Source organism: Kitasatospora sp. NPDC058965, from assembly GCF_042741245.1.
Classification (GTDB): Bacteria; Actinomycetota; Actinomycetes; order Streptomycetales; family Streptomycetaceae; genus Kitasatospora.
In genome coordinates, this window is the sequence record NZ_JBHYKG010000088.1 from 1 (window position 1) to 22,116 (window position 22,116).

Annotated in this window: 25 protein-coding genes; 10 read left to right on the plus strand and 15 right to left on the minus strand. The window is 73.7% G+C overall.

What is annotated here, in order from left to right; genetic code table 11:
- Positions 1–59: 59 nt before the first annotated feature.
- The 3 genes from ACFW1A_RS16970 (at position 60) to ACFW1A_RS16980 (ending at position 4,310) form a co-directional block, all read left to right on the plus strand.
- The gene (locus tag ACFW1A_RS16970) at positions 60–929 is read left to right on the plus strand and encodes an MOSC domain-containing protein (RefSeq protein ID WP_380409758.1); all 870 of its coding nucleotides are present in this window, start codon (positions 60–62) and stop codon (positions 927–929) included.
- Between the two features lie 123 nt (positions 930–1,052).
- Complete coding sequence (locus ACFW1A_RS16975; protein ID WP_380409760.1) at positions 1,053–3,446, plus strand: right-handed parallel beta-helix repeat-containing protein; 2,394 nt, start codon at positions 1,053–1,055, stop codon at positions 3,444–3,446.
- A gap of 54 nt (positions 3,447–3,500) precedes the next feature.
- A complete protein-coding gene (locus ACFW1A_RS16980; RefSeq protein WP_380409762.1) occupies positions 3,501–4,310 on the plus strand; it encodes a DeoR/GlpR family DNA-binding transcription regulator in 810 nt (269 codons plus the stop codon).
- A gap of 21 nt (positions 4,311–4,331) precedes the next feature.
- On the opposite strand, the gene ACFW1A_RS16985 is transcribed toward ACFW1A_RS16980, so the two are convergent.
- The 3 genes from ACFW1A_RS16985 to ACFW1A_RS16995 all read right to left on the minus strand — a co-directional run bounded on the left by ACFW1A_RS16985 (position 4,332) and on the right by ACFW1A_RS16995 (position 6,309).
- Complete coding sequence (locus tag ACFW1A_RS16985; protein WP_380409764.1) at positions 4,332–4,823, minus strand: GNAT family N-acetyltransferase; 492 nt, start codon at positions 4,821–4,823, stop codon at positions 4,332–4,334.
- A gap of 12 nt (positions 4,824–4,835) precedes the next feature.
- Positions 4,836–5,963 (minus strand): PLP-dependent cysteine synthase family protein, encoded by a 1,128-nt coding sequence (locus ACFW1A_RS16990; RefSeq protein WP_380409766.1) that lies wholly within the window; start codon positions 5,961–5,963, stop codon positions 4,836–4,838.
- Between the two features lie 91 nt (positions 5,964–6,054).
- The gene (locus ACFW1A_RS16995) at positions 6,055–6,309 is read right to left on the minus strand and encodes an SHOCT domain-containing protein (RefSeq protein ID WP_380409768.1); all 255 of its coding nucleotides are present in this window, start codon (positions 6,307–6,309) and stop codon (positions 6,055–6,057) included.
- A 207-nt stretch (positions 6,310–6,516) separates the two neighbouring features.
- Between ACFW1A_RS16995 and ACFW1A_RS17000 the strand changes: the two genes are divergently transcribed.
- Entirely contained in the window at positions 6,517–6,891 is a 375-nt protein-coding gene (locus tag ACFW1A_RS17000; RefSeq protein ID WP_380409770.1) for a nuclear transport factor 2 family protein, read from the plus strand.
- Between the two features lie 116 nt (positions 6,892–7,007).
- Positions 7,008–8,228, plus strand: a complete 1,221-nt coding sequence (locus ACFW1A_RS17005; protein ID WP_380409772.1) for a DUF4190 domain-containing protein — start codon at positions 7,008–7,010, stop codon at positions 8,226–8,228.
- Between the two features lie 71 nt (positions 8,229–8,299).
- On the opposite strand, the gene ACFW1A_RS17010 is transcribed toward ACFW1A_RS17005, so the two are convergent.
- From ACFW1A_RS17010 to ACFW1A_RS17025, 4 genes are all read right to left on the minus strand, one after another.
- Positions 8,300–8,653: a hypothetical protein gene (locus tag ACFW1A_RS17010; protein WP_380409774.1), complete on the minus strand. Its 354-nt coding sequence runs from the start codon at positions 8,651–8,653 to the stop codon at positions 8,300–8,302.
- A gap of 122 nt (positions 8,654–8,775) precedes the next feature.
- Positions 8,776–11,184: an FtsX-like permease family protein gene (locus tag ACFW1A_RS17015; protein ID WP_380409776.1), complete on the minus strand. Its 2,409-nt coding sequence runs from the start codon at positions 11,182–11,184 to the stop codon at positions 8,776–8,778.
- Positions 11,181–11,906, minus strand: a complete 726-nt coding sequence (locus tag ACFW1A_RS17020) for an ABC transporter ATP-binding protein (protein ID WP_380409778.1) — start codon at positions 11,904–11,906, stop codon at positions 11,181–11,183. Before ACFW1A_RS17020 ends, ACFW1A_RS17015 begins: the two co-directional genes overlap by 4 nt.
- On the minus strand, positions 11,906–12,430 hold the full coding sequence (locus ACFW1A_RS17025) for a PadR family transcriptional regulator (protein WP_380409780.1): 525 nt from the start codon (positions 12,428–12,430) through the stop codon (positions 11,906–11,908). Before ACFW1A_RS17025 ends, ACFW1A_RS17020 begins: the two co-directional genes overlap by 1 nt.
- A gap of 148 nt (positions 12,431–12,578) precedes the next feature.
- Between ACFW1A_RS17025 and ACFW1A_RS17030 the strand changes: the two genes are divergently transcribed.
- Positions 12,579–13,136 carry an SUKH-4 family immunity protein gene (locus ACFW1A_RS17030; protein WP_380409782.1) on the plus strand — a complete coding sequence of 186 codons (558 nt, stop codon included), beginning with the start codon at positions 12,579–12,581 and terminating at the stop codon, positions 13,134–13,136.
- Between the two features lie 34 nt (positions 13,137–13,170).
- On the opposite strand, the gene ACFW1A_RS17035 is transcribed toward ACFW1A_RS17030, so the two are convergent.
- The 3 genes from ACFW1A_RS17035 to ACFW1A_RS17045 all read right to left on the minus strand — a co-directional run bounded on the left by ACFW1A_RS17035 (position 13,171) and on the right by ACFW1A_RS17045 (position 14,891).
- Entirely contained in the window at positions 13,171–13,728 is a 558-nt protein-coding gene (locus tag ACFW1A_RS17035) for a hypothetical protein (protein WP_380409784.1), read from the minus strand.
- Positions 13,729–13,867: 139 nt separating this feature from the next.
- A complete protein-coding gene (locus ACFW1A_RS17040) occupies positions 13,868–14,056 on the minus strand; it encodes a DUF397 domain-containing protein (RefSeq protein WP_380409813.1) in 189 nt (62 codons plus the stop codon).
- Entirely contained in the window at positions 13,968–14,891 is a 924-nt protein-coding gene (locus tag ACFW1A_RS17045; RefSeq protein ID WP_380409786.1) for a helix-turn-helix domain-containing protein, read from the minus strand. The genes ACFW1A_RS17040 and ACFW1A_RS17045 overlap by 89 nt, the downstream gene beginning before the upstream one ends.
- A gap of 166 nt (positions 14,892–15,057) precedes the next feature.
- Between ACFW1A_RS17045 and ACFW1A_RS17050 the strand changes: the two genes are divergently transcribed.
- Together ACFW1A_RS17050 and ACFW1A_RS17055 are read left to right on the plus strand one after the other, a co-directional pair.
- Positions 15,058–15,360, plus strand: a complete 303-nt coding sequence (locus ACFW1A_RS17050) for a hypothetical protein (protein ID WP_380409788.1) — start codon at positions 15,058–15,060, stop codon at positions 15,358–15,360.
- Positions 15,357–15,566 carry a hypothetical protein gene (locus tag ACFW1A_RS17055; RefSeq protein WP_380409790.1) on the plus strand — a complete coding sequence of 70 codons (210 nt, stop codon included), beginning with the start codon at positions 15,357–15,359 and terminating at the stop codon, positions 15,564–15,566. The genes ACFW1A_RS17050 and ACFW1A_RS17055 overlap by 4 nt, the downstream gene beginning before the upstream one ends.
- Positions 15,567–15,714: 148 nt before the next feature.
- On the opposite strand, the gene ACFW1A_RS17060 is transcribed toward ACFW1A_RS17055, so the two are convergent.
- Positions 15,715–16,380 (minus strand): Uma2 family endonuclease, encoded by a 666-nt coding sequence (locus ACFW1A_RS17060; RefSeq protein WP_380409792.1) that lies wholly within the window; start codon positions 16,378–16,380, stop codon positions 15,715–15,717.
- Between the two features lie 130 nt (positions 16,381–16,510).
- Complete coding sequence (locus tag ACFW1A_RS17065) at positions 16,511–17,713, minus strand: ROK family protein (protein ID WP_380409794.1); 1,203 nt, start codon at positions 17,711–17,713, stop codon at positions 16,511–16,513.
- Positions 17,714–17,799: 86 nt separating this feature from the next.
- Here ACFW1A_RS17065 and ACFW1A_RS17070 point away from each other — a divergent pair, with 86 nt between their 5' ends.
- Together ACFW1A_RS17070 and ACFW1A_RS17075 are read left to right on the plus strand one after the other, a co-directional pair.
- A complete protein-coding gene (locus ACFW1A_RS17070; protein ID WP_380409797.1) occupies positions 17,800–19,038 on the plus strand; it encodes an MFS transporter in 1,239 nt (412 codons plus the stop codon).
- A 259-nt stretch (positions 19,039–19,297) separates the two neighbouring features.
- Positions 19,298–19,777 carry a HutD family protein gene (locus tag ACFW1A_RS17075; RefSeq protein WP_380409799.1) on the plus strand — a complete coding sequence of 160 codons (480 nt, stop codon included), beginning with the start codon at positions 19,298–19,300 and terminating at the stop codon, positions 19,775–19,777.
- Here the strand turns inward: ACFW1A_RS17075 and ACFW1A_RS17080 are convergent.
- The 3 genes from ACFW1A_RS17080 to ACFW1A_RS17090 all read right to left on the minus strand — a co-directional run bounded on the left by ACFW1A_RS17080 (position 19,756) and on the right by ACFW1A_RS17090 (position 22,051).
- Positions 19,756–20,214 (minus strand): GNAT family N-acetyltransferase, encoded by a 459-nt coding sequence (locus ACFW1A_RS17080; protein ID WP_380409801.1) that lies wholly within the window; start codon positions 20,212–20,214, stop codon positions 19,756–19,758. The two genes, ACFW1A_RS17075 and ACFW1A_RS17080, sit on opposite strands and share 22 nt — an antisense overlap.
- A 36-nt stretch (positions 20,215–20,250) precedes the next feature.
- Positions 20,251–21,174 carry a chitosanase gene (locus ACFW1A_RS17085; RefSeq protein ID WP_380409803.1) on the minus strand — a complete coding sequence of 308 codons (924 nt, stop codon included), beginning with the start codon at positions 21,172–21,174 and terminating at the stop codon, positions 20,251–20,253.
- Between the two features lie 124 nt (positions 21,175–21,298).
- Positions 21,299–22,051, minus strand: coding sequence for an acyltransferase (locus ACFW1A_RS17090; protein WP_380409805.1), 753 nt, complete (start codon positions 22,049–22,051; stop codon positions 21,299–21,301).
- Positions 22,052–22,116 lie beyond the last annotated feature (65 nt).

Below are 22,116 nucleotides of genomic sequence, written 5' to 3' on the forward strand. Positions count from 1 at the left end.
CGGCGGGCCGGGCGGCCCGTCCGCATCTGCGCCCCACCGTACCTGGCAGGATGGGCCGCATGCCCCTGCTCAGCGGATTGCACCGATACCCCGTCAAGTCCATGTACCGGCAGAGCCCGCGGCAGGCCGTGGTGGAGCCCTGGGGGCTGCGCGGCGACCGGCGCTGGATGGTGGCCCGGCCCGGCGGACTGGCGCTGACCCAGCGCGACCTGGCGCAGCTCGGCCGGTTCCGGCCCGAACTCGCCGAGGACGGCGCGCTGCTGGTCACCGCCCCGACCGGGGAGCAGCTGCGGGTCCCGGTGCCGAGCGCGGCCGAGGGCGCCGTCGGGGCCCGCGGCGAGGTGTTCGGTGCCGTCTTCGCGACCCTGGAGGCCGAGGAGAAGGCCCAGCTCTGGCTGCGCGAGCAGGTGGGCGACCCCGAGCTGCGGCTGCTGCACCTGGCCGACCCGCTGTCCCGGGCGATCGCGCCGGACTTCAGCGCGCCCGGCGAGACGGTCTCGATGGCCGACGGCTTCCCGCTGCTGGCCACCACCACCTCCTCGCTGGCCGCGCTCAACGACTGGCTGGTGGCGGCCGACCACGAACCGCTGCCGATGACCCGGTTCCGCCCGAACCTGGTGGTCGAGGGCACCGAGCCGTGGTCCGAGGACCGTTGGCGCCGGGTCCGGGTCGGCGAGGTGGTGTTCCGCGCGGTCAAGCTGTGCGGGCGCTGCGTGGTGACCACCACCGACCAGGAGACCGGCGAGCGGCGCGGCCCGGAGCCGCTGCGCACCCTGGCCGCCCGGCGCCGGTTCGACAAGAAGGCCGCCTTCGGCGTCAACCTGATCCCGGAACGACCCGACGGGGTGACCGGTGACGCGCTGGGCACCCTCCGGGTGGGCGACCGGGTCGAGGTGCTCGACGTCGGCGACCGCCTGCCGGCTGCCTAGGGGTGGCCCTAGCACAAGGGCCTCCCGGGCACGGAGCGGGCCCGGTGCCCCGGCCCGGGCACGCTACGGTGAGGCATCGGGGCCGCGGCAGGACGAGCACGGAAGGCGGGGCGACGGAGCGTCATGGGTGAGCACAGGGTCCGGGTCACGCAGGACAGCGGCTCGCGCTGGCGGCGCCGCGCCGGGGAGTACGAGACCCTCGCCGAGGCGCTGGCCGCCGCCGAGCCCGGCGACACGGTGACGGTGCGCCCGGGCGTCTTCCGCGAGAACGTGCTGCTGGACAAGCCGGTCACGGTGCTGCCCGCCGAGGGCCCGGGCACGGTGCGGATCGACCCGCCCTCCGGGGTGGGACTGACCGTCACCGCCGCCGCCACCGTGCGGGACCTGGTGATCGAGAGCTACGACAGCTCGGCGGCGGCCGTGCGGATCACCGGCCCGGGCGCCGACGCCCTGCTCACCGGCTGCCGGGTGGACACCCACGCCGCGGTCGGCGTGGAGGTGTCCGACCGGGCCGCGCCCCGGCTGACCGGATGCACCGTCAGTAACCCCTCCGGCCTCGGGCTGCGGCTGCGCGGCCAGGCCCAGGCCCGGTTCACCGACTGCGAGGTGAGCGCGGCCGGGCAGGCCGGCCTCGCGGTGCTGGAGGGCGCCCGGGCCGAGCTGGACCGCTGCCGGCTGCACCACGCCACCGGCGCCGGGGTGCTGCTCACCGACGCCGGCAGCCTGGCCGAGCTCACCGGGTGCGAGATCTACGAGATCCGCGGCAGCGGCGTGCAGGCCGAGGCCAAGGCGGTCGGCCGGCTCACCGACTGCGAGGTGCACCGGGTCACCGGCAACGGGCTGACCCTGGACACCGAGGCCGCCCTGGAGCTGCGCGACTGCCGGCTGCACGACCTGCCGGAGAACGCCGCCGACCTGCGCGGCCGCTCGGTGCTGACGCTGGAGCGCAGCACCGTGCGCTCCTTCGGCCGCGGCGCGCTCTCGGTCTGGGACCCGGGCACCCGGGTGGACGCCACCGGCTGCGAGATCGAGGACTCCACCGGCGACTACCCCGCGATCTGGGTCAGCGACGGCGCCAAGGTGACCCTGACCGACTGCGCGCTGCACGACCTGCCGGACGCGCTCTTCGTGCTGGACCGCGACTCCCAGGCCACCGTCACCGACACCTCCTTCAGCCGGATCCGCAGCTCGGCCGTCTCGGTCAGCTCCGGCGCCACGGTGGCGCTGGAGCGCTGCCGGGTGCAGCAGGCCGGCACCGGGCTCTGGTTCCGCGACCACGGCAGCGGCGGGCTGCTGACCGACTGCGAGATCGCCGAGGTGGCCACGGGGGTGATCGTCACCAAGGGGGCCGACCCGGTGCTGCGCGACTGCGTGGTGCGGGCCAGCGCGGAGGCGGCGGTGTACGTCTCGGCCCAGGGCCGGGGCAGCTTCGAGGACTGCCGGGCGGTGCAGGGCAAGGGCTACGGCTTCCACATCATCGACGGCTGCCGCACCGTGCTGACCCGCTGCCGGGCCGAGCAGAACGCCCGGGCCGGCTTCGAGATCGCCGAGCCGGGGCCGCTGGTGGAGGCCTGCACCTCGGACGACGTCTCCGCGGGGCCGCCGGTCCCGGCCGCCGAGCCGGTGCCGGCCCAGCGCACCGCCCAGCTGACCGCCGGCGCGGCGGCCCTGGTCGCGCCGCCGCAGATCGCCCCCATCCCGGACTGCCGCCCGGCCGACGAGACGCTGGCCGAGCTGGACGCGCTGATCGGCCTGGCCACCGTGAAGCAGGAGGTGCGCACCCTGATCGACCTGATCTCGGTCGGCCGGCGGCGCCGCCAGGCGGGGCTGAAGGCCCCCTCGCTCCGCCGCCACCTGGTCTTCACCGGCTCCCCCGGCACCGGCAAGACCACCGTGGCCCGGCTCTACGGCGAGATCCTGGCCGCCCTCGGGGTGCTGCAGCGCGGGCACCTGGTCGAGGTCGCCCGGGTCGACCTGGTCGGCGAGCACATCGGCTCCACCGCGATCCGCACCCAGGCCGCCTTCGACCGGGCCAGGGGCGGGGTGCTGTTCATCGACGAGGCCTACACGCTGGCCCCCGAGGACGGCGCCCGGGACTTCGGCCGGGAGGCGATCGACACCCTGGTCAAGCTGATGGAGGACCACCGCGACGAGGTGGTGGTCATCGTGGCCGGCTACACCGCCGAGATGGAGCGCTTCCTGGCCGCCAACCCGGGCCTGTCCTCGCGCTTCTCACGCACCATCACCTTCCCCGACTACACCGACGCCGAGCTGCTGGAGATCGCCCGCACGCAGTGCCAGGAGCAGGAGTACCAGCTCTCCGACCCGGCCGCCGCGGCACTGCTGGACCACTTCTCGACCCTGCAGCGCGGCCCGACCTTCGGCAACGGCCGCACCGCCCGCCAGGTCTTCGAGACCATGGTGGAGCGGCACGCGATGCGGGTGGCCCACCTGCCCGACCCGTCCACCGAGGAACTGCAGCTGCTCGTTCCGGCCGATCTCCCGCTGCCCGGCTGACCTTGGACGTGGCAGGATAGGCGCACCACCGGGTTATCAGGGAAGGGCGCGTCAGTGGCCGACAGCAGCAACCTCCTGGCCGAGCAGCGCCGGGCGCTGATCCTGGACGAGGTCCGCCGCCGCGGCGGCGTCCGGGTCAACGAGCTGACCCGCCGGCTGAACGTCTCCGACATGACGATCCGCCGCGACCTGGACGCGCTGGCGAAGGTCGGCGCGGTCGAGAAGGTGCACGGCGGCGCGGTGCCGGTCGAGGAGGCCCGCACCCACGAGCCCGGCTTCGAGGCCAAGTCCTCGCTGGAGCTCTCCGCCAAGGAGGAGATCGCCCGGGCGGCGGCCGTGCTGGTCAGCCCCGGGATGGCGATCGCGCTCTCCGGCGGCACCACCACCTTCGCGCTGGCCCAGCACCTGGTGACGGTCGGTCAGTTGACCGTGGTGACCAACTCGGTGCGGGTGGCCGACGTGTTCGAGCGGGCCCAGCGCCAGGGCGAGGCCACCGGCACCACCGTGGTGCTGACCGGCGGGGTGCGCACCCCCTCGGACTCGCTGGTCGGTCCGGTGGCCGACCGGGCGATCCGCTCGCTCCACTTCGACCTGCTCTTCCTCGGCACCCACGGCCTCTCCCCCGAGGCGGGGCTGTCCACCCCGAACCTGGCCGAGGCCGAGACCAACCGGAACTTCGTCGCCTCGGCCCGCCGGGTGGTCGCCGTGGCCGACCACACCAAGTGGGGCGTGGTCGGCCTGTCCACCTTCGCCGAGCTGGGCGAGGTGGACACCTGGGTCACCGATGCGGCGCTCTCCGCCGAGGCCGCGGAGGCGGCCCGGGAGTACGTGCGCGAGCTGGTCCTGGCCCCGACGGGGCTGTGAGCCGCTGACGCGGCGTCGGGCTCAGAGCTCGATCGCGTAGAACTTGAGCCCGTCGTCCTGCCCGGTCTGCGCCATGCCGACCGCCTCCAGCACCCGCTGGGACGGGAGGTTGTCCAGGTCGGTGTCGGCGATCAGGCGCTTCAGGCCCCACCCGCGCACCGCGGCCACCATCGCGCGGACCGCCTCGCTGGCGTAGCCCTTGCCGCGCTCGGACTCGGACAGGCCGTAGCCGATCTCGGCCGTGCCGCTCGCGTCCGGGGCGCCGTGGAAGCCGATGCCGCCGATCGCCACGCCGTCGCTGCGGCGGCGGATCTCGTAGCCGCCCCACGGCTGCAGCAGCTCCTCGGTGGCGCTCTGCCGCTTGACGAACATCCGAGCGCCGATCCGCTCGCCCTCGCTCGGGTAGTCGGCGCCCCAGGTGTCCTGGGGGCCGGCCACGCCCTCCGCGACCCGCTGCGCCTCCTCGAGGGTGAAGGGGTGCAGTATCAGTCGCTCAGTCAGAAGATCTTCCATGCCCGTGGAATATCACGCGGGCAGCGTTTCTGACCAACCGTTTCCTGCCAGGAACGCCTCCAGCGCCCGCTGGTGCGGGGCGATCTCGATGCCCTGCTCGGCCAGCCACGCGTCGGAGTAGTACTTGTCGAGGTAGCGGTCGCCGGGGTCGCAGATCAGCGTGACGACGCTGCCGCGCTCGCCGCGCTCGCGCATCTCGGCCACGATCCGCAGCGCGCTCCACAGCCCCGTACCGGTGGAGGCCCCGGCCTTCTTGCCCAGCACCCCCTCCAGCACCCGGATGCCGGCGATCGAGGCGGCGTCGGGCACCTTCATCATCCGGTCGACCGCGCCGGGCACGAAGCTGGGCTCCATCCGCGGCCGGCCGATCCCCTCGATCCGCGAGGGGGTGGAACAGGTGGCCTGCGGCTCGTGCTCGAGCCAGCCGTCGAAGAAGCAGGAGTTCTCCGGGTCGGCCACGCAGATCCGGGTGTCGAACTGCTGGTAGTGCACGTAGCGGGCGATCGTCGCCGAGGTGCCGCCGGTGCCGGCGGTGGCCACGATCCAGGCCGGCTCGGGGTGCGGCTCCAGGCGCAGCTGGGCGAAGATCGACTCCGCGATGTTGTTGTTGCCGCGCCAGTCGGTGGCCCGCTCCGCGTAGGTGAACTGGTCCATGTAGTGGCCGCCGGTCTCGGCCGCCAGCCGCGCGGAGACCTCGTAGACCTCGCAGGCGCTGTCCACCAGGTGGCAGCTGCCGCCGTGGAACTCGATCAGCTCGATCTTGGCCCGGCTGGTGCTCTTGGCCATCACGGCGATGAACGGGACCCCGATCAGCTGCGCGAAGTACGCCTCCGACACCGCGGTCGACCCGCTCGACGCCTCGATCACCGGCTTCCCCGGCCGGATCCACCCGTTGCACAGCCCGTACAGGAAGAGCGAGCGCGCCAGCCGGTGCTTCAGGCTGCCCGTGGGGTGGGTGGACTCGTCCTTCAGGTACAGGTCGACGCCCCACTCGTCCGGGAGCGGGAAGCGCAGCAGGTGCGTGTCGGCCGAGCGGTTGGCGTCGGCCTGGACCTTGCGGACCGCCTCCTTGAGCCAGGCCCGGTAGGCGGCGTCGGAACGGTCGACATCGACGGTGCTGCTGCTGGGGGTGGCTGCCATGGGATCAATTGTAACGGAAAGTAATCATTCTGCCCTGTGCAGCTTCTCCTTATGGGTCCCCCGGGCCGGGTGGGGCCCGGGGACCCCCGGTTCACCTGTCGCCCTCCGTGATCACCGCCCGGCGCGCCCGGTACTCGTCCTCGTCGATCTCACCGCGGGCGTACCGCTCACCGAGCACCGCCATCGGCCCCGCCTGCCGCCCGCCGTACCCGTACCCGCACGCCCCCGCACGCCGCCACACGGTCCGCCGCAGCACCGCGAACACGAGCACCACCACGGCGAGCCAGAAGAACGGAATGAACAGGAACCACGGGTGCCACCCTGCCTGGGCCACGTTCGCGTACATGGGGATCCAACTCCTCGCCGTCGACCTGCGCTTACCCCTCCACCCTGCCGCCCCGCCCCACCACCGCGCGTCGTGCGGCCGGCGGCACCAGTCCTACCGCGGGAGGAGTAGGCGGTCGGCCGGACCGGTACTCCTGTCCAGGCCCCCGGCGGCAGCGCGGGCGGGAACCCCGGCCGGGGCCGGGCAGCACGGGGTAGCGTGCTGCCCATGGCCACCGACCCGACCGCGGACCTGCGCGCCGCCGAACACCGCCTCCAGGCCGCGCAGTTGGCTGCCGACGCCGGCGCGCTCGACCACCTGCTCGACGACCGTCTGGTCTTCACCGGGCCGGACGGGCGCCTGTACGGCAAGAGCGACGACCTGGAGCTCCAGCGGAGCGGCCGGCAGCGGCTCACCCGGGTCGACGAGGAGGACCTGGCCGTCCTCGTCGTGGGAACGACCGGGCTCACCTGGTTCCTCGGCACCCTCGCCGGCTCCGTCGACGGTGCGGAGTTCACCGCCCGCCTCCGGTACACCCGCACCTGGGTCCACACTCCCGACCACGGCTGGCGCCTCGTCGCGGCCCACGTCGGCCCGGCGTGACCCCGCCCGGTCACCCGGGAGGCCTGCGACCGTCCCGCGGGCGAACGCCGTGCCCGGCGTCCACTAGAGTCCCTCCTTGATCGAACGGTTGTGCCTATCAGGCGGGGGAATCACGCGTGTCCACGGGCAGCGAGCAGCAGCATGCGGGCGGCGACGGTGAGCCGACCGTTCCGGGCACCGTCGGCGCGGCCGGCGAACCGTCCGCGGAGGCGCTGACCACCGGCCGGACGCCTGCCCACGACGCGCCCCCTGCCACCGCGTCACCCGTGGCCGCCGCTGCACCGCCGTCCGCCCAGGTCCTCGCAGGAACGCGCTGGGACCCTTGGGAGGCCCCGCCGAGCGCCGGACAGTTCGCCTCGTGGCCCCCGGCCGCGCCGGAACGCCGACCGGTGCCCGGCACCAACGGGCTGGGCATCGCGGCGCTGGTCACCGGTCTGACCCTGCTCCTGTGGCCGGTCGCGATCGGGCTCGGCATCGGCTCGCTGGTCCAGCTCCGCAAGCGCCGGCAACGCGGCCGCGCACTCGCCACGGCAGGACTGTTCCTCGGGCTCACCGGCCTGGTGGGGACCACTGCCCTGTTCGCCTTCGTCGTCCACGAGGTGTCCCGGACCACCTACCCCGTGGATCTCCAGGTCGGTCAGTGCTACAACCGCATCCTGCACTCGTCGGCCGTGCTCCACGTGGTGCCCTGCTCCGAACCTCACCTCGGCGAGGTGGCCCAGCGCGTGGACCTCACCGGTCCGAGCGACTACCCGGGCTCCACCGCCGTGGAGGCCCAGGCCGACGCAGGCTGTGCCCATGCAGAGCAGGTCTACGCCATGGACCGCTGGCTGCTTCCGCGTTCGGTGATCAGCGAGTACTACGAACCGTTCTCGGACGACTGGAAGCAGGGCAAGCACACTGCGGTCTGCATCCTGCAGAGCACCGGCCGCCCCACCACCGGCTCGGTCCGCCGCGACTCGACCGACCTGACTCCGGATCAACTCGCCTTCCTGCAGGCGATGGCCACACTCGACCAGCTGGATCACGAGGCACCCAGGAGCGAGGGCGGCGACTACGACGAGAAGAGCTACTTGCAGCAGTACGCCGGCGCCCTGCCGAGCGCCGCCACCTTGCTGGCGGGCCGGCCGTGGCCGGGCGGTGCCGGGGAGAAGAGCACCCAGCTGATCACCGCGCTGCGCGCCGCCGCGCCCGCTTGGCGGGACGCCTCGAACCACCCCGCTACCGACAGCGCTGCCCAGCTCGCGCAGCTCCGCTCCGCCCACGCCTGGCACGCCCAGGAGCGGGACCTTCGCCAGGCGCTCGGTCTGGCCACCGAGGATCTCGGCCACCACTGACGCTGCGGCACAGGACCTTCCCGCGCCTGCCGGACAGCCCGGTCGGCCGCCTGCGACTCGGTCCCACGGCACTACGGGAAGACGGGATTCCCGTCCTCGCCGAGCCACGGGAGCTGGGCCGGCTGTCGGCCGAGGGCGGCCCAGACCGCGTGTGCCGCAGCGAACTTCACGTCGCCCGGGCCGGTGTCCGCGGGTGCTGTGACGATCGCGACGACCGAGACGACGATCCCGCGCGCGTCCGCCGGGAGGCGACTGAGCGCGTACCACGCACCGTCGCACGCCTCCGCCCGGCCGGATTGATCATCGGCGGCCACGTCGGGCCCCACGCGCACTCCCGACTCGGCCGCCGCGACGGCGCGGACGGTGACCTGGGCGAACCGCGCCCACCGGCTCGTCTGGCGCTGCAGCCTGAACGTCCCCTCCACACCCCGGATTCTCGCGCACGCGCCCGACCGCGAGCGCCCGACCGCAAGCCAACTGCACGCGCCCGACCGCGAGCGCGGCAGCGGAGGGCTCCGTCGGCCACCGCAACGGCGCCCTCCCTCGCCTACTCGTACCGCAGCCCCGTCGGCTTCGTCCCGCGCCACAGCACCGGCAGGCTCAGGGCCGTGATCAGCAGCACCACGGCGGCCCCCGCCGCGGTCATCAGGGCGATGTCGCCCCAGACGAAGGCGATCGGCACCTTGGCCAGGAAGAGCAGGGCGCTCCCCAGCCCCAGACCGGCGGCCACGGCGAGCGCCAGACCGAGCGCGACCGGGACGACGCTCTGGCAGAGCAGCGCGCCGGCCAGTGTGCGGGTGCGGGTGCCGAACGCGGTGAGCACCGCCAAGGTCCGCCTGCGCTCGCGCAGTTGCTCCAGCAGGCCGACCAGCATGCTGGCACCGATCAGGGCCAGCACCGCCACGGTGCCCGCCGTCAGGGCGTTGCGCACGCTGCGGAACTGCGGGTCCGGGCGGGTGCTGGCGGGGTCGTACACCCGGCTCGCCACGCTGATCAGCACCGCGTCCGTGCGGATCCGGTCCTCGGCGTCCGGGGTGCCGGGCAGCGGGTGCACGTCGGCCTTGGCGGGCTGGGCGCGCAGCATGGCGGCCGGCAGGACGGACGGGGTGGCCAGGACGAGGTCCCCGTAGCGCAGCCGGCCGCCTTCCGCCGGCCGTTCGACGGTGGCGCGGGAGACCGGCAGCTGCCAGGTCAGCGCCGGCTGACCGGCCGGCTCCAACTGCACCGGCCCGCCCGCCGCGAGCGCGCTGCGGCCGGCCGCGCGGGACTGCAGGCCCACGGCGGTGAACACGTCCCCGTCGGCGCAGTCCGCGACGTGGTCCACGGCCGTCAGCGTCGCGCAGTCGGCCACCCGGACCGTGAAGAGCTGGTCGCCCGCACTGGCGTAGATGTCGGTGTAGCCGGTCGCGTCGGCCACCCCCGGGCTGTGCCGCAGTCGGTCGGCCAGCTGCCCGGGCCGGTCGCCCGCCCCGTCGAAGCTTACGGACAGCAGGCTGCGGTCCATCGCGGCCAGGTCGGCGGGGGCGGGGCTGCGCGCGGCGGCGACCGAGCCGAGCAGGCTCTGCAGGGCGATCGCCCCCGCCACCGTCACCACGATGCCGGTCACCGGCCGGGCCGCACTCTCCGGACCGAACCGCAGCCGCCCGAGAGCCAGTTGCCAGGCCGGCGGCCCGCTGACCCGGCGCAGCGCCCGGGAGACCAGCGCGACCAGCGGCGGCAGCAGCAGGGTGGCGCCGATCAGCAGCAGGAGCAGGCCGGCGATCAGGATCGCCAGCGCCCGGTTGTCGTCGGGCGAGGTGAGCTCGCCGCGCTGGGTGAAGAGCAGGCCCAGCCCGAGCAGGGGCAGCGGCACCCGCCACCAGAGCCCCCGACGCCTGGTCCCGGCGCCGCGCACCACGCCGAGCGGTTCGGCGGCGATCCGGCGCATCGTCAGCATGGTGACGGCGACGGCCAGCAGCGGGACGGCGACGAGGACCAGGGCCGCCAGCACCGGCTGCGGCTGCAGGTCGTCGGCGAAGACGCTCAGCCCCGCCACGGTCACCCGAGCCACCAGCTGACGGCCGACCAGGAAGAAGCCGATGCCCAGCCCCAGGCCCACCAGCGCTCCGGCCAGCGACTCGCCGGCCGAGATCCGCGCGGTGGTGGAGCGGTCGGCGCCCGCGAGCCGCAGGGCGGCCAGCCGGCGGTCCCGCGCCTCGCTGCCGAACCGGGCGGCGGCGGCGACGAACACGGCCACCGGGCTGAGCAGGATCACCACCCCGGCCACGGTGAGCAGCAGCAGCACCGGGTCGGTCGGCTTGGGCGGCAGCTTGTCCTCGAAGTGGTCGATCCGCAGGGTCGACGGATCGGTGTCGGTCAGCCGGTCGCTGCCCAGGTAGAAGGCGTAGTCGCCGGGTCCGGCCAGGCCGGCCGGGCCGATCGTGCCGGTGACCGGCTCGGGGTAGCGCTCCCGCAGCAGGGTCGCGCCGGGCGAGCGCAGCAGCTCGGCCAGGGCGGGCGAGACGGCCAGCGTGCCGGGCGCCGGATAGGCGCTCAGGCCCGGCGGCAGGGGGGAGTTCGGCCCCTCCGGCTGCACGACGCGGCCGAAGAAGTCCTGCCCGTGGTAGGTGGCGCGGACGTCGTGGATCAGCAGGCTGTGGTCGGAGCGGGGCGCGAGGGTGGCGGACACGACCGCGCCGCTCTGGATCCGCAGCTTGTCGTCACGGTGCGCGCGCACGGCCGGGAAGGAGGCGGCCAGCAGCAGCGTCGCCACCCCGAGGCCGACGCCGACCGCGGTCAGCACGGTGCGCAGCCGGCTGTCCCGGCCCCCGGTGAAGGCCAGGCGCAGGCCGAGCGCCAGGTCGGTGACCAGACGGGAGAGCGGCCGGGCGGCCACCGTGGCGGGGCGCGGACGGTCGGCCGTCGGAGCGGGGTGCGGACGGTCGGCCGTCGAGGCGGGGCGCGGACGGTCGGTCATCGGCCGGCCCCGGCCTCGCGGGTGCGCCCGTCGCGCACCACGACCTCGCGGTCCGCGTAGGCGGCCACCCGCATGTCGTGGGTCACCAGCAGCACGGCCGCGCCGGACTCCCGGGCGGCGGCCATGAGCAGCGCCATCACCTTCTCGCTGTGCAGCGAGTCGAGCGCGCCGGTGGGCTCGTCGGCGAAGATCACCGCGGGCTCGGTGACCAGCGCGCGGGCGATCGCGGCCCGCTGGCCCTGGCCGCCGGACAGCTCGCCCGGCCGCTTGTCGGCCAGGTCGGCCACGTCGAGCCGCTCCAGCCACTGCCGGGCCCGCTCCTCGGCGGCCCGTCGGCGCATGCCGTTCAGCCGCAGCGGGAGCGCCGTGTTCTCCAGGCAGGAGAGCTCGGGCACCAGTTGGCCGAACTGGAAGACGAAGCCGAAGTCGGACCGGCGCAGCGCGCTGCGGCCGCCGTCCGAGAGGGTGGCCAGGTCCTGGCCGCGGTAGCTGACGGTGCCGGCGTCGGGCCGGATCAGGCCCGCCAGGCAGTGCAGCAGCGTGGACTTGCCGGAGCCGGAGGCACCGAGCACGGCGACCAGCTCACCCGGAGCGATCTCCAGCGAGGCGCCGTCCAGCGCCCGGGTGAGGCCGAAGCCCTTCCGGACGTCGGTGGCGGCCAGCAGCGCGCCCGCGGCGAGCGCGCCGGTGGTGTGGGCCGTGGTGGTGGGGGCGGTGGCCATCAGGCGTGCACCTTCTTGGCGAGTTCGTCGAGCCGGGCGGCCGTCAGCTCCAGCCAGCGCAGGTCGGCCTCCAGGTGGAACAGCGCGTGGTCGCAGAGGAGTTGGTCGGCCAGGTCGCCCGCCAGCTTGCGGCGGGTCAGCTCGCGCATGTGCCGCAGGTGCTCGGCGCGCTGGGCCTCCAGCACCTCGTGGGCCGGGCGCCCGGTGAGCAGGGCCAGCACCACCTTCGTGTAGAGGGTGCTCTGCAGGTACGGGGCGGGGCTCTCCGGCTCGGCGAGCCAGCGGGCGACATCGGTGATCCCGGCCTCGGTGATGACGTACCGCTTGCGCTCGGGACCCTCGCCCGCCTCGGTGCCGTCGACCTCGACCAGGCCGTTCTTCAGCAGCCGGGAGAGCGTCGCGTAGACCTGGCCGTAGGGCAGCGAGCGGGACTGCCCGAAGCGCTCGTCGTAGGCGCGCTTGAGGTCGTAGCCGTGGCTCGGACGGGACTCCAGGAGCCCCAGGATGGTGTGACCCAGTGACATGCCGTCGACTATACACACGGTGTATACATCGAAAGTAGAGTGGGGCGGGATCGACTGATGGCTGCTCAGGTGCCCGGTGGAGGCCCTACGATCTGTGCGGATTCACCTGGAACCACCCGTCCCGCCGATCGCCCCGGAGGCTGCCCGGATGCTGACGCACGCCGCACTCGTCGACTGGGCGGGAGCCGAGCACGTGGTCCGCGCGGACCCGGACACGGTGGCGCCGTGGCTGCTCCCGGACGAGCAGAAGGCACTGCTGGTGGAGGTGGGGGTCCCCGCCGCCCACGACCTGATCGAGCGCGCCGCCCTGCAGTCCGGGGCCGCACCGCAGCTGGCGACGACCGACGGCCGCCGGCTCTACCAGCTGACGGCCAACCACCACGGCCACCCGGCCTCGGACGTCCTGTGGGCGTTCGGCGTCGAACCGATCACCGGCACCGTCTACTACGTCCTGCCGGGCGGCGAGGCGTGGTTCGCCAACTCCAGCATCGAGCGGTGGCTCGCTTGCCTGCACCACTACGGCCTGAACCTGGCCCGCTCCCGGGTCCTGGAACTCGGTGACGGGTGGGAGGAGCAGGAGGCCGGATCGGCGATCGCCTACTTCCACCGCCTCGCCGCGGAGGTCCGGGAGATCGACCCGGCCGCCTTCGCGGGGTCGTCGTCCCACCTGATCTGGCCCGAGGTCCTGGAACTCTGGTACTGGTGAGCTGCCACGGGCCGGGTCGGTGCGGTCCGCGTGGTCACAGGTCGCCGCCGGTGATCCAGACCACGGGGTGCGCGGGGTCGGTGGTGCCGTCCACCGCCAGCGAGCGCGGGCTGGACTGCCCGGCGTAGTCGGCGCTGTCCCGGCTGTAGACCATCCCGGGCGCGACCGGCGGCGTCAGGCCGCACGGCCCCTCGGCGGGCCGGACGTCGTCCCCGGGACTGTAACTGACCCAGTTCGCCTTCGTGGTCGCGCTCGGCGGATCGAAGTGGCTGGCGGTGAGGAACGTGGCGAGCTCCGCCGGCGTGGTGGTGAAGCGCAGGCTCAGATTGCTCTCCCCCTGCAGCCCGCCCACGCTCGCGCTGAAGACGACGTTCGTGGCACCGGCCGGAACGGTCAGGCCGAAGTGCTTGGCCGCGTCGGCGAAGGAGAGGTTGTTCCCACTGGTCTGCGGACAGACCCGGGAGTCGCTCGCGGCGACGTGGTTGTCCGGCGGCGCGAACATCGCGTCGAGCATCGCCTTCACCCCCCAACCGGCCAGGGCCAGCAGGACAACGGCACCCACCGAGACGGCAAGGCATCCGGGCCTCTTCATGGCTCCCACTCCCCCGTGAGCGACTCGCCATGATCATATGGGCAGCGGCCCGGACAGCGGCCCGAATCCGTCGGAGCGTCACGCGGCAAGCCTCCCTTGCCAGGGCGGCCCAGGAACGCAAGAGCGAGGGGCTCGGCTCTTACGCAGTAAGACCGGTCGACGCGTCCCCGAGTGCAGCGACGAAGGCAGCGAAGGAGGCAGCCGGAAAAACCAGCACGGGGCCGTTAGGGTCCTTGGAGTCACGCATGGGGACGAAGCCGCGGGTAGCGAACTGTGCGGCGCACTCGACGCACTGTCCGCCGCTCGCGCCCGAGTAGCTGCTCTTGATCCAGGAAACCTTGGTCATCGGCCATTCCCTCCATGACACTTCGGATCAGCTCAGCGGACTCCTGCTGCGAGAGGGCCCGCGCGCGCAACCGATCATACTCATCGACGTACCGGCTGACCCTGCGAGCACTGTCGATGAAGTGCCCCTGGTCAAGACTCTCCGAATAGACACGCTTCTGGCCACCTCCTTGCTCAACAATGATCATTCCGCTCATCGGCATTTGCGCAGCACCATCACCGAACGGCAGCACCTGGATTACACAGTTCGGATTCTGCATCGAGTCCAGAAGACGCTCGCACTGCGCTCGCATCACCGCCGGACTGCCCACTACTCGCCAGAGGACCGCCTCGTCGATGACACTCACCAGGCTGGGCTGCCCGGAGGAGAATCTACGGGCCTGCCGTGCGAGCCGCTCCACCACTCGTGCCTCAGCATCGCCGGGGTCATACGACACGAACATGGCGCGCATGTACTCCTCGGTCTGAAGCAGACCGGACAGCCGCCCAGTTGACAGGTCATAGAGGCGCACAGCACGCGCCTCGATCTTTCGATACTCCTCGTACGCGTCCCAGTTGGGATGCCGCTGCGACAGGTACGGAGCCATCATCCGATACGCCATGGACAGCAGCCCATCGGCCCCAAGAGCCCGATCTGCATTCTTGGCCCAAGTGTCATCCGGCTGGTTCTTGCCGAGCTCCAGGTGACTGATCATCGTCTGATGGGTCACCAGACGGTCGGCCAGTTCGGCCTGGGTCAGTCCCGCATTCTCGCGCGCCCTTCGCAGCATCACTCCCCAGTGCACCGGCTCCGCGTCGACCGACTCCGCGTCAGGCACTCTGACTTGGCTCATCCTCGCCTCCCCAAGAGCTGGATCAACTGTCTTGCCCTACCACTTGTAGCCAAATGGTCACACCGCGAGACTGATTCCGCAGGAGAACCGGTGAAATTCAACCCCCTCCTCCTGCTTCCTCCCGCTATCTCCCCTGACGGAGCGCGACCCCATGACCAAGCACGACTGGTTCGACCGCGGCTTCCCCGAGTGCCGCTGCCCCGCCGACTGCGGCGGGCGGCCGGAGGCGACCGCCCGACTGCTCCCCGCCTACCCGACCCCGCGGCCGGCCGAGGCGACTCCGCCGGCTGTCCCCTACCAGCCGACTGCCAACGGCGAGTTGGTCTTCGACACGCTCAACGGCCGGGCGGGCGTCTTCATGGACCGCCGGCGCAGCCTGGTCTACCTCCGACCCGAGGGCGGCGGCCCGGAGTGGGACGTGCACGCGATGTGGTTGCTGAAGGTCGCCCCGTGAACCCGATCAACTCGCAGCGCCGCCAGGCCCGTTACGCACTGGACCAGCTGACGGACGCCCTCGACCTGCCCGATCTGCCCGACCTACCCGACCTGCTGGACGGGTACCGCGTCACCCACGACGGCACCCTCTACATCCAGCTCCGCCCGCTGCTCCCCGCCGAACTGCTCCAGCTCGCCGAGGCCCTGCGCCGACCCGACCGGTGACCCCGGCCAATGAACCCGCACCACCACGCCGCCCCCGGCCCTCGCGGTGGCGACAGCGCACTCCGGGCCGGTCACCGTCGCGGTCGCGGTCGCGCGAGCACAGAGCGAGGTCACCCATGGGCAGGGAAGAGCCCGGCCCTTGCCTTGCTCAGAAGGCGAGATCCTCCCAGGTGATCCGCAGCCCGAAGGGTTCGGGAAAGTCGATGCCGCCGTCACCCGGCTCCCACTCCCCCACGGGGACGTACACCGCCGGACGTAGGGGCTTGACCACGAGGCCGGCAGCCGGAACCTGTGCAAGCTCGTACGCCCGCACGGCAGAAACGTCCCACGTGGCCGCCGAATCGAGCTCGACCTCCCAGTACCAAGGGATACCGGCCTCGGCATAGCGGTCCATCTTCCAGGCCCGTCGCTTCGGGGTGTCGGACCCGGACAACACCTCTCCCACCACCACGACATCGGCCGCGCTGGTGTCCGCGCCACGGGGCAGACACCGGCGCACGAGGAAATCCGGCGTCAGGAAGCTGGACTTGTCTTCGGTGAAGAAGATGTTGGTCTCCACCTCGACCTGCCAACACGGCGGCCGACCGTCCCCGCCGGACCGGTCCCGCATGGCAGTCCGGGCATTCGACTCCAGTGCGTTCCGCATGCGCACCGCGAACCGCTGGTGCTCCAACGGCCCGCGCCGGTTCCGCACCACACGCCCGTCCCACAACTCGATCTCCGACGCGACGTTCTCGGGCACCCGTTGCAGCTCGTCCCAGCTCAGGAACTCCGGGACACCGTAGTTCGACTCGTTGGTCGCGCCCGCTGCCATGCCACCTCCCGCTACCTGACTGCCTGCGGCCAACGGTACTGGAACCGCTTCCGCTCCAGCGGCTCGACGCATCCGCGCCAAGGCGGTCGGGTCACCCCGTCGAGCGCCGAGCCCGGAACATGACCCCCCTTCACCTCACCACCGCCTGCGGATCCCTCAAGTACGGCTCCCACGCCAGCTCCGCCGCCCCCACCAGCCCGGCGTGGGACACGCTCGCCGCCACCACCGGGACCTGGTCGCACCGCCCCCACAGGCTGTGGCGCGCCACCAGCTCGGGCAGCCGGGACGGCGCCGCCGCCAGCAGGTCCTGGTGCAGGCCGCTGAGCACGATCCGGTCCGGGTTCAGGATGTTCGCCAGCCCCGCGAGCCCCAGAGCGAGCCGCTCCACCACCGCGTGCACCGCACCCGCCGCCGACGGGTCGTGCGCCAGCTCGCGCGCCTGGTCGAGCAGCGGTCGCGCGGGGTCCACCGCGCGCCCCGCCGCCGCGAACAGGGCCTCCGGGTCCGTCTCCACGTTCAGGCAGCCCCGGTTCCCGCACGGGCACGGCCGGCCGAGCGGATCCACCGTCAGGTGCCCGACCTCCAGCGCCAGCCCGGCGCTGCCGGTGTGCAGCTGACCGTCCACCACCAGCGCCCCGCCCACTCCGCGGTGGCCGGAGGTGACCAGCAGCAGGTGGCGCGCCTCCTGCCCCGCGCCGTGCCGGTGTTCGGCCAGGGCGGCCAGGTTGGCGTCGTTCGCCACCGCCGTGGGCAGCGGACTGCGCGCCCGCGCCCCCAGGTCCTGCGCCGCCATCGCCGCCGCGAACAGCTCGGCCACCGGCGTCCCGCCCGGCCAGCCGAAGTGCAGCGCGGCCAGCGCGGTGCCGTCCGGCTCGCGCACCGGGTTGGGCAGCGCGAGTGCCGCGCCCAGGCAGCGCCGCCGCTCGCCGCGGACCAGCTCGGCCCCGGCGGCGGCGATCGCGCCGATCATCCGCTCCGGGTCGGTGTCGGACGGCAGCGGGTGGTAGACGGCCTCGCCGAGCGCACCGCCGAGCCCGGCCAGCGCGACCGAGAGCCCGTCGAAGTGCACCTGGGCCGCGAGCACCACCGGCCCGTCCGGCGCCAGGCCGAGCCGGTGCGAGGGCCGGCCGCGACCGGAGCCGACGGGATGCTCGTCCACCGTGACCAGGCCGAGGGCGGCGAGTTCGCCGGCCACCGCGCCGGCGGTGGCCCGGGTGACCTCCAGCGCGGCGGTCAGGGCGGAGCGGGTGGGGGTGCGGCCGGTGTGGATCAGGCGCAGGGCGGGGCCGAGCAGGGTGCGGCCCCGATCGGGGGCCGGGCGGCGCACGGGCACTTGGCGGGTTGTGGACGGGTTCGACACTCCTCTATTCTGACTTTGTGCCGCTCCTAAACAAAAAGCCCGCCGCCCCGTCCCGTCCAGTGGCCACCGACTCTCACCCGAACGGCCCAGCGCTGCCCCGCGCCTGGAGTGCCGCCCGGCTCGCGCTCACCGCGTTCTTCGCCCTCGACGGCTTCCTGTTCGCCGCCTGGGTGGTCCGCATCCCCGACATCCGCGCCCAGGTGCACGCCTCGCACTCGGCGCTCGGACTGGCCCTGCTCTGCGTCTCGGCGGGCGCGGTGGCCACCATGCCGCTGATCGGCCGGCTCTGCGTCCGGTTCGGCACCCGGCCGGTCACCGTGGTCTCGCTGCTGCTGGTCAGCGTGGCCGTGGTGCTGCCGCCGCACACCCACTCGGTGCCGCTGCTCGGCGCGGTACTGCTGCTCTTCGGCGCCGCCTACGGCGCGGCCAACGTCTCGATGAACAGCGCGGCCGTCGAGGTGGTGGCCGAGCTGCGCCGCCCGGTGATGCCCAGCTTCCACGCCGGGTACAGCCTGGGCGGACTGGTCGGGGCCTCGGTCGGCGGCCTGCTGGCCGGCGAGCTGACGGCCGGCTGGGCACTGGGTCTGAGCGGGGCGCTCGGCCTGCTGGTCACCGCCGCGGCCGGCACGGTGCTGCTGCGCAGCCACCCGAGCCCGGCCGTCACCGCGCCCCGGCAGCGGCAGCGCGCCGCGGAGCGGAGCACAGCGGACCGGAGCACCGCCGGCGTCCGGCTCCCGCACGCCCGCGTCCTGGTGCTGCTGCTCGGTCTGACCGCGCTGTGCGACGCCTACGGCGAGGGCTCGCTGGCCGACTGGGCCACCCTGCACCTGACCGACGACGTGCACGCGAGCGCCGCACTGGCCGCGTTCGGGTTCGCCGCCTACGCGTTCGCGATGACCGTCGGGCGCCTCGCCGGGACCTGGCTCTCGATCCGGTTCGGACCGGCCCGGGTGATGGCGACCGGCGGGCTGCTCGCCGGGGTCGGGATGCTGGTGGCGGCGCTGACGCCGTCGGTGCCGCTGGTGCTGGGCGGGTTCGTCCTGGTGGGGCTCGGGCTGTCCAACCTGTTCCCGCTGGCGATCGCCCGGGCCGGTGAGGCGGGCGGACCGCACGGGGTCGCGCTGGCCTCCACCCTCGGGTACGGCGGCATGCTGATCGGACCGCCGGTGATCGGGTTCCTGGCGGACGCGATCAGCCTGCCGGTGGCCCTGACCACGGTGGCCGCCGCGGGGGCCGGGGCGGCCGGGCTGGCAGTCCTGGCGCACCGGCCGCGCCCCCACCACCGGACCGGCCACTGACGCAGGCCGCGCGCCGAAGCGGACCCGGTACCGAGGCAAACCCGGCACCGAAGCGGACCCGACCCCGAGGCAGACCCGGCGCCGAAACGGACCCGGCGCCGAAACGGACCGGGTGCACAGACGGGCCGGACACCGGCGCAGACCCGGCACCGAACCGGACCCGACACACAGCCAGACCCGACACCGGCGCACGCCCGGCACCGAACCGGACCCGGTACACCGAACCGGACCGCGCGCCGCAGGTTGTTAGGGTGCCCCCGTGCCCGTGACCCAGCTCCCCGCCGCCGCCCGCGCCGCCACCCCGTGGCGCAACGGCGGTGGCCTCACCCGGGAAGTCGCCCGGACCGACTTCTCCCGCGTCAGCCTCGCCGAGATCGAGGCCGACGGACCGTTCTCCCTCTTCCCCGACTGCCACCGGGTCTTCACCGTGGTGGCCGGGGACGGGGTCGAGCTGACGGTGGACGGGGCGGCCCCGGTGCGGATCGGGCCGCTGCAGCCGTTCGCCTTCTCCGGCTCGGCCACCACCGGCGCGCGCCTGCTCGGCGGGCCGGTGACCGTGCTCAACCTGATCACCCGTCACCCCGGTGCGGGCGTCGACCTGCACCCGGGCCCGGAGCTGCGCCCCGCGCCCGGGCACCCGCTGCTCGCCGTCGCGCTGGACGGCTACGACGCGCTGCTGGTCGGCGCACCCGACACCGCGCCGCTGCCGCCGGGCCGTCAGGCCGTCGTCACGCTCTGAGCCGCCGCAGGCCGCACCATGAACACGTCCACCGGATCCTCCTCGGCGAGCGTGAACCCGCACCGCTCGTACAGCCGGCGGGCCGGGCTGCCCTGCAGCACGTTGAGCCGCAGCAGGTGCCCGGCCGCGTCGGCCTCGCCCAGCACGGTGGCCAGCACCGACGTGCCGATCCCGCGCCCGTGGTGCGCCGGGTCCAGGTAGAAGTGCTCCAGCCAGTGCCCGTCCTCGGCCGGCCGGACCGCCACGCAGCCGGCGAGGCGGCCGTCGAGCTCGATCACCCGGGTGTGCTCCGGCCGGTAGGCGTCCCGGAACCGCTGGCGCACCCGGACCTCGTCGTAGCGGCCGAGGCGCTCCAGGTCGGGCCGCATGGCGGCGGCCCGCAGCTCGGCGATCGGCTCGACGTCGGCGGGCTCGCCCGCCCGCAGCTGTATATGCATGTATAAAAGTGTATATCTATACAGGGTCGCGGTGCATCATCCGGCGATCTTGTACTGGTCCCCGTGCACGGTCCAGGTCAGCGGGCCGGACAGCGCCAGGTTGCCGGCCTTCAGGAACGCGCGCTGCTCGGTGTCGACCCTGCTGGTCTCCTGGTGGGTGGGGTCGGCCTTCATCGCGGCCCGGCGGGCGTCCAGGAAGGCGTTCAGGTAGGCGGTCTCGTCGCCGCCCTGGGCCGGCGTGCGGGCCTTCTGCAGCGCGGCGGCCCGGATCCCGCCGAAGCTCTGCGGGTCGTCGCCCTGACCGTGCATCACCATCGCGTCATAGTAGACGAACTGGCCCAGCGCGTTCAACCCGTCGGCCTTGGCCTGGTTGACGGCGGGGTCGAAGTAGGCCTGGTCGCGCTCGTCGTCCTGGGCGCGCTGGAAGGCCGGGTCGCTCGCGGCGGTGCGCCAGTCCGCGGTGAAGCCCGGGTCCAGGCCCTTGTGCGAGGCCGAACCGTTGACGGCGGTCAGCGCCGGCAGGTACTTGGCCAGCACGTTGCCCGGGTGCAGCTGGGCGTAGTGCTGGACCAGCTGCAGCATGTCCCCGGTGCCGGAGCAGAAGCCGATGATCCCGCCGGTGTAGCCGCGGTCGTCGTGGATGTCCTCCAGGTAGGCGTACTGGGACTTCCAGTTCAGCGAGGAGTTCTCCGCGCTGGACACCAGCTCCATCGCGGTCTCCTTGAGCTTCGGCGAGGCCAGGTCCGCCTTGCCGGGCGCCGCAGCCGGGGCCGTCGCCGGCGCGGTGCCGCCGTCGGCGGCCGCCACGGCCTGACCGGTCGCGCTGTCGGCGGCCGCAGTGTCGGAGGCCGCTCCGCCCGTCCCGCCGCAGCCGCTCAGCGCGAGGACCGCGCCCAGCACTCCCGCCGCGCCGGCCAACGCGGTCCGCCGCCGCCCGTCGGTCCACCGCCCGTGATCCACGGGTCCGCTCCCCCGCCGCCCGCTCCACCGCTGCCGCACTGTGCTGCTCCGCTCTGTTCTCCGGGGACGCTCTCCCGGGACGCTCTCCGGGGACGTTCTCCGGAAACCGGGGCCACCCGCCCCGTCAGCCGCCGGCCGGCGGTCGCAGGTCCCACCCCACCAGCGCTCGCAGCTGCTCCGCCGTCACGCCCTCCGGCAGCGGCTGCGGCGCCTCGTACCGGAAGGGCGGCTGCCAGCCGTCCAACTCGCTGTAGCTGCGCACCACCCGGGCCGGCGCGCCGGCCACCACCGCGAAGTCCGGCACCTCGCCGCGCACCACCGAGCCGGCCGCCACCACCACGTTGCGCCCCAGCCGGGCGCCGGGCAGGATCACGGCGCCGGTGCCGATCCAGCTGCCGGAGCCGATCTCCACCGGCTCGTTGCGCGGCCACTGCTTGCCGATCGGCAGCGTGGTGTCGCGGTACTCGTGGGCCTGGTCGCTGATGTAGACGTTCGGGCCGGTCCAGACGTCGTCGCCGAGCACGATCGACTGGTGCCCGACCAGGTGGCTGCCGCGGCCGATCACGCAACCGCCGCCGATCCGGATCACCGGCTCCGGGCCCAGGTCCAGCCCGGGCAGGAACCCGGCCGACATGGTGACCCGCTCGCCGATGATGCAGAACGGGCCGATCGCGATCGACTGCTCGTTGAAGACGGTGCCCAGCGGGAACGCCAACGTGCTGCCGTCGCCCAGGGCGTGGAAGCGGTACGGGCCGGGCTGCCGGTTGCTGACCGCGCCGCGCTCCTGCACCCAGCGCCACGCCCGGTGCACCGCCAGGCCGGTGGCCCGACGGGTGCGGGCACGGGTGGCGGCGAGCAGGCGGGCGGCGAGAGGCATGCGCTCACCGTAGCCGTCCGCCTCGCCCGCCGACCGCCCGCGGGACGAACATCACACCAGGCCAG